Origin of the sequence: Coprococcus sp. AF21-14LB (assembly GCF_003458885.1) — a bacterium.
Taxonomy (GTDB): Bacteria; Bacillota; Clostridia; order Lachnospirales; family Lachnospiraceae; genus UBA9414.
The window spans coordinates 46,315-59,577 of the sequence record NZ_QRVX01000003.1 but is presented as its reverse complement, the minus strand read 5'-3'; the positions used below and the strand labels follow the sequence as shown (position 1 = coordinate 59,577).

General features: G+C 39.2%; 12 protein-coding genes and 1 pseudogene. All 13 read right to left on the bottom strand.

What is annotated here, in order from left to right:
• Position 1: 1 nt before the first annotated feature.
• Positions 2 to 1,047: pseudogene (locus tag DWX73_RS01430) on the bottom strand (polysaccharide biosynthesis protein).
• A gap of 27 nt (positions 1,048 to 1,074) precedes the next feature.
• Positions 1,075 to 2,310: a lipopolysaccharide biosynthesis protein gene (locus DWX73_RS01425; RefSeq protein ID WP_118346359.1), complete on the bottom strand. Its 1,236-nt coding sequence runs from the start codon at positions 2,308 to 2,310 to the stop codon at positions 1,075 to 1,077.
• Complete coding sequence (locus DWX73_RS01420) at positions 2,294 to 3,517, bottom strand: glycosyltransferase family 4 protein (RefSeq protein ID WP_118346358.1); 1,224 nt, start codon at positions 3,515 to 3,517, stop codon at positions 2,294 to 2,296. Before DWX73_RS01420 ends, DWX73_RS01425 begins: the two co-directional genes overlap by 17 nt.
• A gap of 28 nt (positions 3,518 to 3,545) precedes the next feature.
• Entirely contained in the window at positions 3,546 to 5,051 is a 1,506-nt protein-coding gene (locus tag DWX73_RS01415; RefSeq protein ID WP_118346357.1) for an LTA synthase family protein, read from the bottom strand.
• Positions 5,052 to 5,067: 16 nt separating this feature from the next.
• Positions 5,068 to 5,988 carry a sugar phosphate nucleotidyltransferase gene (locus DWX73_RS01410; protein ID WP_118346356.1) on the bottom strand — a complete coding sequence of 307 codons (921 nt, stop codon included), beginning with the start codon at positions 5,986 to 5,988 and terminating at the stop codon, positions 5,068 to 5,070.
• Between the two features lie 242 nt (positions 5,989 to 6,230).
• Positions 6,231 to 6,494, bottom strand: coding sequence for an HPr family phosphocarrier protein (locus DWX73_RS01405; protein WP_118346355.1), 264 nt, complete (start codon positions 6,492 to 6,494; stop codon positions 6,231 to 6,233).
• 16 nt (positions 6,495 to 6,510) lie between these two features.
• The gene (locus DWX73_RS01400) at positions 6,511 to 7,089 is read right to left on the bottom strand and encodes a CdaR family protein (protein ID WP_118346354.1); all 579 of its coding nucleotides are present in this window, start codon (positions 7,087 to 7,089) and stop codon (positions 6,511 to 6,513) included.
• Between the two features lie 2 nt (positions 7,090 to 7,091).
• Positions 7,092 to 7,787 carry a CdaR family protein gene (locus DWX73_RS01395; RefSeq protein ID WP_118346353.1) on the bottom strand — a complete coding sequence of 232 codons (696 nt, stop codon included), beginning with the start codon at positions 7,785 to 7,787 and terminating at the stop codon, positions 7,092 to 7,094.
• Positions 7,765 to 8,625: a diadenylate cyclase CdaA gene (gene cdaA / locus DWX73_RS01390; protein WP_118346352.1), complete on the bottom strand. Its 861-nt coding sequence runs from the start codon at positions 8,623 to 8,625 to the stop codon at positions 7,765 to 7,767. The genes DWX73_RS01395 and cdaA overlap by 23 nt, the downstream gene beginning before the upstream one ends.
• Before the next feature lie 37 nt (positions 8,626 to 8,662).
• Entirely contained in the window at positions 8,663 to 9,841 is a 1,179-nt protein-coding gene (locus tag DWX73_RS01385) for a hypothetical protein (protein WP_118346351.1), read from the bottom strand.
• Positions 9,842 to 10,237: a hypothetical protein gene (locus DWX73_RS01380; protein WP_118346350.1), complete on the bottom strand. Its 396-nt coding sequence runs from the start codon at positions 10,235 to 10,237 to the stop codon at positions 9,842 to 9,844.
• A gap of 48 nt (positions 10,238 to 10,285) precedes the next feature.
• Positions 10,286 to 10,990, bottom strand: a complete 705-nt coding sequence (locus DWX73_RS01375; RefSeq protein WP_118346349.1) for a ComF family protein — start codon at positions 10,988 to 10,990, stop codon at positions 10,286 to 10,288.
• Positions 10,991 to 13,249, bottom strand: a complete 2,259-nt coding sequence (recD2, locus tag DWX73_RS01370; protein ID WP_118346348.1) for an SF1B family DNA helicase RecD2 — start codon at positions 13,247 to 13,249, stop codon at positions 10,991 to 10,993.
• Positions 13,250 to 13,263: the final 14 nt, after the last annotated feature.

Below are 13,263 nucleotides of genomic sequence, written 5' to 3'. Positions count from 1 at the left end.
CCTACTTTCCCAGTTCTTCCCACTGTTTTAATTCTTCTTGAACATATGGAAGCTTCAATAACTTCTCTTTGACTTCTTCTACACTAAGCAGTTCTGTATTATTAGAGTTAAATTCTGTTAAAGTATTTCTCTTAACATCTCCGTCTTTAAAATATTTATCATAATTTAAGTCTCGCTTATCACATGGTACTCGATAAAACTGTCCCATATCGATTGCATTTGCACATTCTTCATTTGTCAACAGCGTTCATACATTTTCTCACCATGACGAATTCCGATAATTTTTATTTCGTTCTCAGCATGAAAGACTTCTTTTACTGCCTGTGCTAAAACTTCAATTGTACATGCCGGAGCTTTCTGAACAAGAATATCCCCACTGTTTCCATTTTCAAACGCAAATACAACTAGCTCAACAGCTTCTTCCAGACTCATAATAAATCTTGTCATTGTCGGTTCTGTAACTGTAAGGTTTTTTCCTTCCTTGATCTGATTAATAAACAATGGAATTACAGAACCTCTTGAACACATTACATTTCCGTATCTTGTACAGCAGATCTCCGTCTTTTCCGGAGCAACTGTCCGTGATTTGGCAACAATCACTTTTTCCATCATCGCCTTGCTTGTTCCCATAGCATTTACCGGGTAAGCTGCTTTATCTGTTGAAAGACAAATAACTTTTTTAACCCCTGCGTCAATTGCTGCTGTTAATACATTCTCCGTTCCCAGCACGTTTGTTTTTACTGCCTCAACTGGGAAAAATTCACAAGATGGAACTTGTTTCAGCGCTGCAGCATGAAAAATATAATCAACCCCGTGCATAGCATTCTTTACGCTTTGCAGATCTCTTACATCTCCAATATAGAATTTAATCTTATCGCTCACTTCCGGAAAATTTCTCTGATAATAGTGTCTCATATCATCCTGCTTTAACTCATCTCTGGAAAATATCCGAATTTCCTTAATATCTGTCTCTAAAAATCTGTCTAAAACCGCATTTCCAAATGATCCTGTTCCACCAGTAATTAATAATGTTGCTCCTTCAAACATATTTTTCACTCTCCTTTTATGATACAATTATTCTTTCTTGAAACTTTTTCTTAATTCTATTTCATACAATATAAAATAACTTATGAATTGCAGTATAAGTATTAACATATAACTTACAATACTTCCTACTAAACCTTTCCATTGAATTACGCTAATCGATATCACTAAACTGACTGCAAACATACATAACTGCAATATTAATTGAATTTTTGTACTATGCATCGTAATCAAAGCATTCAGCAGCACTGTCGAAGAAGCATAAAAAGCCCCTCCAACAATCACTCCCAAAAGAAGCCAGCGATATGCAAATAAATCAACACCATAAATCATCCCCAGCAAAGGGACTCCGATATAATATGCTGCCGGAAGAACAATAATCAGTACTCCAAAAATGCTTAAAACAATCCTTCTGACGGTTCTCTGAAATTCTATTTTTAAACCTTTTTCCCGGTGTTCAACCAGACTTGTCAACGAAGGCTGTAGCACAAACTGTCCAAACAACATAATAAATGTAGCCGGCATACTCAAAATCCCATAAATGGCCTGTGCTTCGCTATCTAACAATCGGTCTATAATATATCTCGGAATATTAATAATTAATGTAATAATTAATGTAAATGCAAATGTATACCATGACCTTTTAATCAAAGTCAAGCTTTCTCTTTTTTTCAGACCATACTGAAATTTTACATATTTGTGCGCATGTCTGCCTTCATATGTAATAAGAAAAACTATATTTAATACAACCAGAAACATACAGCTCATATATAAATTACGAGTATAAAAATCAATGATTCCGAATCCAATGAGACCAAGCAAGGATTTGTAGGTCATAGATTTCCCAGCTATATAAAGCAATTCTCTTTTTTGTAAAACTCCATAAAAGGCATCACTTAACGCTTCTATACATTTAAGAACACATAAAGCCAAAAATATACTTGCTTTTCCTGGATTATAATGATTTATTAACACAAAGCCCAGAGATAATACTGTTCCTATCACACATGTCAAAATTCTCGTATTAATATAGGTAGCTTCTGAAACTTCCTTATTATCATCTGTCACCTGATAGGTTCGACCGCAGAACAGCGCAATTGCATTGACAATACACGCCGATGCATAAGAAAAGCTAAAGATACCTCCATCCTCAATCCCATTAATCCTGGTAACAATAATCATAAATAACAATGAATTAAAAGATAAAAAGGTAGTACCTAGTGTGTTCCATATATAGTTTTTCTTTAAATTATCTTGTTTTTGCATATGACTCTTTTTTCTTTCCAATAATGTCCCCGAAAATTTTTTCTAAATCCGATATACATTTTTCTTTTTCAAAATGCTTCTGATAGTATTTTAATCCATTTTCTCCCCACTGTTTTAGTAAATCAGCATTCTGATAATAGTGCTCTATCAGATGCGCCAACTCTTCTGCATTTCCGGAAATTGTACATTTGCCGCACTCTGCTTCTTCTACTACTTCTTTCACTTCTCCGCTGATTGCGCCAAAAATAGGTTTGCCTGCTAACATATATGACTGAATTTTCGCCGGGAGTGTACTATTCACTACTTCATTATCTACCATTGTTATGATAAATGCATCAGCAAGCGAATAATATTTTGGCATTTCCTCTAATTTATGCATTCCATGAAATGTGATATTCTTCAACCCTTTTTCATTAGCGCTCTTTTCACATGCTTCTCTGCTCAATCCATCGCCAACAATATGAAAATGTATATCTTGTTTTTCTTTCAATAACTCTGCACATTCCACAATCGTCTCACAACTCTGTGCTGGTCCCACATTCCCTGCAAATACAATATCAAACATTTTATTATCAACAAATTTCATATTTTGATACGTATTTTCTGCATAAGATGGATAATAGATTAGACCTTTTTCCTCAGAAGAAATTCTTAGCTCATTTTCAAAATATTTTTGAAAAGATTTTGAACTAATAGTAATTACATCTGCTTGACGATATGTCCAGATGCTGATTTTTGACAATATTTTATAAATTTTACTCTCTTTCGAGATAGGACCGGTTGTAACACTGATCGGCCATTGATCAAGACAATGAATCACTAATGGGATTTTTTTCATTTTCTTTAATACGATTGCCGGCCATGCCATTGTAATTGGAGACGTCTGGTATACATATACAAGATCATACTTTCCTTTTACAAAAAGTGCTTTTAATGACCCAAAAGTAAAAAACCAAGCATAATTTAACGCCATCCGCAGCGTGCTTTTCCCTCTTCCAATTAAAGAACATCGTATTATTTTCACGCCATTAATCGTCTGCTTTCGGTTCCGAAACCACTTATATTCTTTTAAAACTTTTCCTTCCGGATAGTTTGGAAGTCCGGTCAAAACAGTCACTTCATGTCCTCGTTTTACCAATTCAAAACAAAGATCATTGATTCTAAAATTTTCAGGATAAAAATGTTGTCCTGCTACTAATATCTTCACGGTTATACCTCATATTTTAATACTTTTTTTATTCAATATCCCTCGTAAAATTATCCCAGAACGATGAATTTCTCTGCAACTCTTTTTCTTCCATCTCAATTCCCACTTCTTCTGTTCTTGTCGGAATTGATGCAAAAAGATTTGTTCCAAGCGCCAGTCGATCCCCTTCTATCGTTACTCCAAGACTTGCAAGGGTTGTCGGAAACATATCCATTGTTGTAAATTCCCGATTCATTAAATTTACCGGTACTGCGGCAGAATTAATGAATGCATTATACACTCTTCTGGAATAATCTTCCGGAATCATTTTCATGAAATCTGTTTCCAGATTTTTCATTGTCAAGTGATCTCCTGAAATGACAATTGTTGTATTGGCATAGAATGGCTGCTGTTGAATCCAACTTACAAACTCTGCAACCTGTCTGCTGGAACAAGCCATTACATTCTGATATACTGTCGGATAATCGTTTCGGCAAAGTTCGCATGTATACCCATCTTCAAAATGTGTATCTACTGTCAGCATTGTCAAATTAAACGGCTCCGGACTCGCGGATAATTCTGCCAGTTTTTGTTTTGCAATCTCAAATAAACGCTGATCTTCATATCCCCAGAAGACTTTATAGCCCGGCGGAATAAGTCCCTTTGCCGCTGCTTCATTAAAATCCAGCATTTCATAATTTCCATGACTGGAAAAATAATTTCTTCTTCCGCCAAAGGATGCATCTGAACCAATCAACAGCGTCTGACGATACCCCTGCTCTTCCAGAATATCTCCAATACTGCTGACTGCCGGAAGAAAACTTGCCTGCGTGTCCATTGCATTTCCGTCAATCGGAATCGATAACGGAAGTCCTGAGGTCTGTGCAAACATTGCTCCCATCGTCCACGTTGCGCCGGTCGCTGCATATCCTCCTCCAAGTCCCTGCGTATTAGAAAAACTGATATTACTCTGTGCCAAAGCAGTTAACTCCGGGATGCAGTTCTGATCAAACGCTCCTCCAACCTCTTTCGATGCATAAGTTGTCTCCATCGATTCAAGGAAAATATATATGAGATTCCTCTTCTGTTCCGGAAATGTAATCTGTACACTTCTCGGATCTACATAGTTATCCTGTATAAAGGTTGACTGGGTTTTCTGACTTTTTAAATAATCATCCACACTCAGTTCTTCCCAAATATAGTCAACCGAATGCTTTACAAGAAAGACTGCAAATGACATTACTCCGATCCAAACAAGATATTTTGTTACTCTTCTTTTTCGTACGGCAATCCAGACAATCAGAAGTGTCAGTACTGCCACAATTGCTACCGGTACACAAAGATTGACTGCTTCCCAAACCATATCTTCATTTGTTCCTTCTAACGGCACCTTTAGATGAAACACAATTTCATCCATTGTCAGAAGTCCCCATGTATCAATTACCCATTGTGCCAGATAATAAGAAACTACGCCCAAAAACAGCCCAATCAACATAATCAGCGTAAAAAACGGTCCAAAAATTCTTCTGATCGCTTTCCATATTCTCTCTAACATCGTATTTATCCTTATTCTACAGCATTTCCGGATAAATACCGGATGCGATTAACTCTTTAATCGAATTCACTACCGCTTCTTTATCTTCTTTATATGTCACGCCAAACCATTTATCATGTGACTTTAATACTTTTACGCTGATTTTTTCTTCCTGAAGTAAGTCACCGATAATTGTCGGGAGTAAATATTCGCTCTTCAGTTGGTCAGAAGGCGTCTCCTCAAGAAATGCTCTAAATCCATTTTCGAGAACCTCAAAGAAGTCCGGATACAATCCCCACATATTCATAGATACAGAGGAATTTACATCAATCTTTCGCTGTATTCCGTTCTCCCCGATTACCATCGCTCCCTCTGGCGTTTTGATAATATTATGTGTTTCTACTATATTAGAAAGCATGTCATCCTGTCCAACCTGACACACGCCTCTTGTCACTCCACCGTTTTCACTCAGAGTATTTTTTAAAACAAAGCCAACCATAGATGCTGACAATTTTCCTTCTTCGCAGTTTTTCTTGCCTGTCAGATATTGAAACGCTTCCTGATATGCTTCTTTTCCATAATAATCATCGGCATTAATCACAAGAAACGGGGTGTCTACCACATCTTTACAGCAAAGGATTGCCTGTCCGGTTCCCCACGGTTTTGTTCTTCCGGCAAATTTTTCCTGATATTTCTCCGGAATGTCCATCAGTTCCTGAAATGCATATGCAACTTTTACCCGTTTTTCAATGCGATTTCCTATAATTTCTCTAAAATCTTTCTCCAGATCTTTCCGGATCACAAAAACAACTTTATCAAATCCTGCTTCCATTGCATCATAAATAGAGTAATCCATAATGATTTCTCCATTTGGTCCTACCGGCTCTAACTGTTTGATTCCGCCGCCAAATCTGCTTCCGATTCCAGCTGCCATAATTACCAGTGTCGCTTTGTTCATCTGATTTCTCCTTTTAAAATTGTATTTCTATTGATTTCTTTTGCTCTCAATCGGCTATCGCTTTCGCCAATTAGCCTCATATTACTATAACACCAAATAGTGTTTTTTTCAATGATAACATCTAAAGCCAACAAACCGAAATAAGCACCAGAATAGATCCGCAATCAAATAAGGAGATGCTTTTCGCATCTCCTCATATAATTCTCATTGATTTTTATTAGTTTTTATCATCTCGGTAAGTACTATTCACCCAAGCCATTTTTTACAGCCAGCACCATTGCATCCAACGCTTCTGCTTCATCCGGACCGCTGCACATGATTTCGATCTCATCTCCTGCCTTTACACAGGAACCAAGCACACTTAAAACACTTTTTGCATTGGCAGTGGTATTTCTAACACGGTATGTGATCGAACTTTGAAATCTTACCGCAGTATTACAAAATATTCCTGCCGGCCGCAAATGAAGACCTGTTGGATTTTTAATTACTACTTTTTGGCTTACCATGCTGCTTCTCCTCTCCCTATTCTGCCTTCTTTTGTTCTTCTTCCTGCTTCTGCATTTTCAATGTCACATATGCATCTTCAGCCATGAAAACTCCTGTCGGCAAATTCACTGTCACAGGAACTGTATAACTTTTTTCCTCGGTACAATCTTTCAGATCAATGGAAACTCTCTTCTCCACCTGTTCCAGTGTCAGCGCCTCTAACGCCGCATCATCCCCGGTAAAGTGAAGCATAATTTCCTGTATATTTCCAAAGTCAATTTTATATCCTGCTTTTACGTTGTTTTTTGTAATACTGTTGATCGGTACTTCAAAAGTCTTCACACCTGCTTTTTCTACACGAATTGTCACTACAACATTTTTTTCGTTTTCATTGGCAAGTCGGATATTTTCCGGAAGCGCGCTGGAAATATCAATGGTTTCTTCTGTCTTTTCACTAATATTATCTGCTAACAGCATATCAGAAGAAATCGTAATTTCGCTAATATCTGCAATATCTTCTTCCAGTCCTGCAATACTGATCCGCTGCGGTTCACAAGTAACATCCCCTATCTTATATCCGATTTCAGGACTGATTCCTGTAACGTCTGCTTTCACTTCTACATCTTTGTTGATAACAGTTCTACTTTTACACGAACTTTCTTATCTCCGCCGATATTTGTCTCAAGTGATGTCTGATCAATTACATTGCCTCCTCCATCATAGAGCACAAGCTCTGCTTCCAATGTGCTGTCTGATGAAATACCATTAATATCAACTCTTGCTACAACTTTTTCGATTCTTCCAATCAACGATTTCGGTCCGCTGATCTGAACAGTCTCCGGTTGTGCCACAAGATTTCCCAGCACATATCCATCCTGCAGTGTTCCGATTGTTTCTACATTGATTGGGAATTTGGTAGATTTGCTGCTCTCAATCTTAATTTCCACATTGTTTGGCAGTGCAGTCGCTGACCGGTATTCGCCTTCAAATCCTCCAATCGCCACCTCAATCGGCACGAAAGAGGACAGTTGGATATCTTTAATATCTGCTGTAGCCCGGATCGCCTCCGGGGTAATTTTCTCTAAAATACTTCTCTTAGCTGTTACCGTAACCGTCGCTGTATTTCCATTGACAATCCGATAAGTATTTCCTTTATTCAGAATCAACTCGTCGTGCAGCATCGTTACAACCACATTGGAATAAGTACGTCGTTCTACCGGATCTATCTCATTCACAACAATTAGCCACAAAAGAAATGCAAAAGCGAGGGCAGCCAGTTTCAATGCCAGATTATTTGTCAGCCTTTTTTTCATCTTTCCGCCTTCCTTTCCACAACGCAAATCCCTTCTTGTCTGTCGTTTTATTCTGAAGTGCGATCAACCGCTCTGTCAAATACTCTTTTGATACATTTCTATCAAGCTTTCCGCCCATTGCTATCGAAACGAAGCCGGTTTCTTCAGAGACTGCAATGATCATTGCATCACTGACTTCACTCATTCCAACTGCTGCGCGATGCCGTGTTCCAAGATCTTTGCTTAACCGAAGATTATCTGTCAGCGGCAAGTAACAAGTCGCCGATACTACTCGATCTCCCCGGATAATTACTGCTCCGTCATGAAGCGGTGTATTGTGTTCAAAAATATTTATCAAAAGCTGACTGGATACAACACCGTCGATCATAATTCCGGTATGTTCATATTCTGAAAGTTTAATTTCCTGTTCGACAACAATCAGCGCTCCTGTCTTTACCCGTCCCATAGCAAATGCTGCCGTCACAAGTGCATTAATTGTCTGATCACTGAAACGTTCATTCTCTTTTGTCTGATTAAACGGTACAACCGAGGAAATAAACTTCTTTTCTCCCAGCTTTTCCAATGCACGCCTCAATTCCGGCTGCAGTACTACAATAATCGCCGTTGCCATAATAGCGATGGATTTTTCTGCCAGCCATAAAATTGTATGAAGATTAAGGAGATACGCAATTAGTATAAATAACCCAAGCGCCATAAGTCCTTTCAAAAGCATCCATGTCTTTGTGCTTTTAATCCATACCATAATCTCATAAACGATTACCGCAATAATAATAATCTCAAGAATATCTGTAATTCTAATATTCGGAAATGAAATTCCGTTGGCCAGCCATTGCTGCATTGTTGTCACCTCCCCTATTATTTTATTTTGATTTGTTTTATTTTGTTTCTTTTAATGATTCATTTACAATATTTTGAATATCTAATTCTTCCTGAAGGCTCTTGGCAAGAAGCATTTCTTCTGCCTGACTTACTGTCAGAGTTTCCTGAGAAACTTCTTTCTTCTCAGTCCCGCCTTTCTTTTGAGATGCTGCCGCAGTTCCCTCCGGTTTCTTTCCTGAAGATTCTTTTCTCCGAACCCGGGATGTCTTTACCGCATCTTTGCCCTCTGCTTCTCCCAAAGATGCCGTTTCCTGTCGCTCATTAATTGTCTTTACCGTTTTCTCCGGTGGTGCAATCTGAATCTTTGGAACTGCCTTCACATAATAATAGAATTCATCATCTTCAAACTGAAGACGTTCTGTTCTCGTATAATCAACCGCAAATACAAAAAATTCTATCAGAAACCCAATCGCTCCCGCCACAAGGCAGCCAACAATCAGTTCTACATAGGACGTGTTGATATTTAAAATGATTTCGCCCCCGACAATCACGATCATATTAACAACAATTCCGGAAACAATTGCTATTTCCCATGCATGATCTACCGCCAGTCTTCTGATTCCGTACACAGCAAGCAGACAGATTCCAAATGCTGCGATCATAATCCACATTTCTTTATTTGAGAATGCTTTCTGCAGAAATACTGTTATCTGCTGCATCATTCCGCCTTCCAGACCTTTCAGAACCGTAGCTGATTCATTGACATAAGTAACCATGTAATATGTGATCACACCAAGCGCGATTGGAAGAACCGCTGTCGGTGTACCGATCAATCCCCATACAATCGGAATCACGTATGGGATTTTAAATGCAAATGCAATCGGAACAAGCAAAATAATCACGCCTGTCTTTGGTGCAAATCGAAAGTAAAAGATAAACATAAGAACAAATATTGCCAAAGCTGTAGCTGCAATCCCAAGTGAAAGTGAAAACAGATGGGCAATCGTTAAACCGGCTGCTGCAAGCACGGTAAATACCGTTGGCAAAAATGCGCATACAACCGCCAGTACCACCATAACAACCGGCTGTGCAAGCGGCTTCATATACCCAAGCTTCGTACTGACAAACCAAAATGTCAGAAACGCAAGTGCAAATTGAATGGCCTTATCAATGTAAAAGGAATATTTCGCGTACAGACGCTGAAGCTTCTCTTTCCAAACTAATAAATTACTCATCTACCTTTTCTCCTTTTTATACATCTTATTCAAAAGATTCAAATCCCGATTATAGCGCTTTACCCGCTCTCTCGCCTGGTCATGGCGCTTCTTATAGAGCTGACTGCTGATAATTCCATAGCAAACGATAAGAAGCAGATATCCTATAATGATACCGCCTGCTATCACAATCATTCCCTGCAGACTCAAATGTTCCATAATTTTCTCTGCAAACACTACTCCTAACAGAGCAAGCAGAATCATATAACCGATCGTTACCCAAATGAATGTCCAGATCACATTCCATCCTGCATAATCTTTTCTAAAATAGGCACTGATTTTGAAATCTTCCTGACCTTGTTTCTGCTCATAAGCGGCCATCCGCGTCATTAGCTTTACTCGTTCTTCATTCAGCATAGTTTCACCTCAATGTTCGTTCTTTCCTCATTGTAGTATATCATATAGTTAGAAACCTTGTCCAATACTTATAGTTAAAAAATATACTCTTTCTACGCCTTTTTTGTGCATTTTTCCGGAAATCGTGTCGATTGTCGCACCAGTTGTATAAATATCATCCAGAAGCAATACTCTTTTATATTTTTTGATCTGCTCATCAATCACAAATGCCCTCCGAAGATTTTCTGTACGCTCTGCCGGATCAAGCTCTTTTGACGGTTTCGTATCTTCCACTCGAATGACGACATTCTCATCCAGCGGAATTTGTGAGATACGCGACAGTTGTTTTGCGATCACTGCTGCTTGATTGTATCCCCGCTTTCGATATCTTTTCCGGTGAACCGGGACCGGTATGATTACGTCCGGTTTCCATCTTTGCATCTCCTCTGCATACCTTTCCCATAGACTTTTTGCAAAATACGAGCCATAGTATCTCTGGTTTTTATATTTAAAGCGATAAAGTGCATCGCTGACCGGAGGTTTATGTACCCAGAGACTCCGTCCTTCCTCAAAACTCTTTTTGCGCTTTTTACAGTCAAAACAGTATTCCTGCTGTTCGTCCGGTATCGGTTTTCCACATTTACAACAACGTGGCTCCTGAACCCACTCCAGCTTTTCACTGCAGCGATCGCAAAGCTCATTTGGTTCTGTCTCATCACAAAACGGGCAACGATGGGGATACAACAATTCTGCTAAATGGTATTGTAATTTCACTTATACTTCTAAGACGCCGTTCATTTCCTGAATACAGCGATCAAGAGACGTATATCTCTGCTGCTCGCTTGTATTCTGAATCATGTTCTGAAGTGCCTCTTCACTTCCCACAAGTGTGACGCACTTTCTTGCGCGGGTAACTGCCGTGTACAGCAGATTTCGATGATATAGCTGGCGCGGCCCCGGTAAAAGAGGAATCACAACCGCCGGATATTCGCTTCCCTGCGCTTTATGTATCGTAATTGCATAAGCCAGTTCCAGTTCTTCCAGATTTTTAAAAGAATACTCTACCTTCCGCTTTTCATCATATTCTACCGTGAGTGTCTCTGTATAATGATTAATTGCAGTAATCACTCCCATATCTCCGTTAAACACACCCATTCCTTTATCGATGACAAGACCAAACTTTGTTGCCACTTCCCACTCTAACTGGTAATTGTTCTTAATCTGCATGACTTTATCACCAACACGAAACAATTTATCCCCAAATTCTTTTTCTTCCTTCGATTTATCCGGCGGATTCAAATACTGCTGTAAGATTTTATTCAGCCGCTCAACTCCGAGAAGTCCTTTCTTCATCGGTGTCATAACCTGAATATCATACGGATCTGCCTGGACATATTTCGGAAGTTTTTTCTGGATCAATGCGATCGTTACCGCGATAATCGTATTCGCATCTTGCCTTCTCAGGAAAAAGAAATCTCTGCTCTTATTATCCAGTGTCAATGGAATTCCAAAATTGATTTTATGAGCATTCATAACAATATCACTCTCACTGGCCTGTCGAAAGATTTTTTTTAATTCCACAACAGGAAATTGTTCTGAATGGATCAAATCTTTCAGCACACTTCCCGGACCTACAGACGGAAGCTGATTCCTGTCTCCCACCAAAATCAGTCTTGTTCCTACAACAATTGCTTTTAGCAGCGCATGCATGAGCGGCAGATCTACCATAGACATTTCATCAATGATAATCACATCTGCCTCCAGCGGATTTTCTTCATTTCTGGAAAATCCACTATGTCCTCCATCTTCTTCCGGATTCCCGCTGATTTCCAACAATCTGTGAATCGTCTGCGCCTCGTAACCTGTTGTTTCTGTCATCCGTTTTGCTGCTCTCCCGGTTGGTGCGGCCAGTGAAATCTCCAGACCTTCGCTGTCAAAATAGCGTATCATCGCATTAATCGTTGTCGTCTTTCCCGTACCCGGTCCTCCTGTCAGAATAAAAACACCGTGTTTTACAGCTTCTATCACTGCCTCCCGCTGAGTTTCTTCCAATTTTAGATCGGCATTTTCTTCTACCTTGCGAAGACGATTTTCGATAACAAGATCCATAATATCCGCATTCACATTCAAGTCATGCAGCATTTTTGCTGTATTCAGCTCCATATAATAATAATTAGCTCCATACACCCGAACTTCTTCGATCGGATTTCCGTAAGAATCTTCTCCATTTTGTACACGCTTCAAAACAATCTTTCGTTCCATAGAAAGATCCATCAAGTATTTCTCAATATCCTGAATTCCAACTTCTAACAAATCGCTGGCTCTTCTAAGAAGCACTTCTTCCGGCAAATATACATGCCCTTCCGAAACACTCTGCAAAAGTGTATAAAAAATTCCGCTGCGAATACGGTAATCTGAATCCGTGTGAATCCCAATTCTCGACGCAATCTCATCTGCTGTGCGAAAACCGACTCCCTGGATGTCATCTGCCAGACGATATGGATTTTCCTCCAGAACCCTATATACATTGAGTCCATACTGCTGATAAATCTTCGCTGCCAGCGCAGTGGAAATGCCATATTTCTGTAAGTAGATCATTGCTTTTCGCATATCTTTTTTACTCTCTACCTGCTCTGCAATTTCTCTCGCCTTTCGCTCACTGATTCCTTTCACTTCTGCTAACCGTTCCGGTTCCTCTTCGATAATGCGAAATGTATCTTCTTTAAACTTCCGCACAATTCTGGACGCTAATGCTGCTCCCAGTCCTTTAATCGCCCCTGAACCAAGATATCGCTCAATCGAAAGCAGATCCTCTGGTTCCTTTATCTTATGGGACAGTACTTTCAGCTGTGTTCCATACACTGCATGCGTTGTATATTCACCAGATACATCCAGCATTTCTCCTTCATTTATATAAGGAAATGTTCCGACACAGGTAAGCTCCCCGTCATCGCTTACAAGCTGAAATACGGTATATCCATTATCTTCATTCCGAAACACAATATGCTCTACATAACCACTTAGATTTTCCATGTTCCATATCCTTT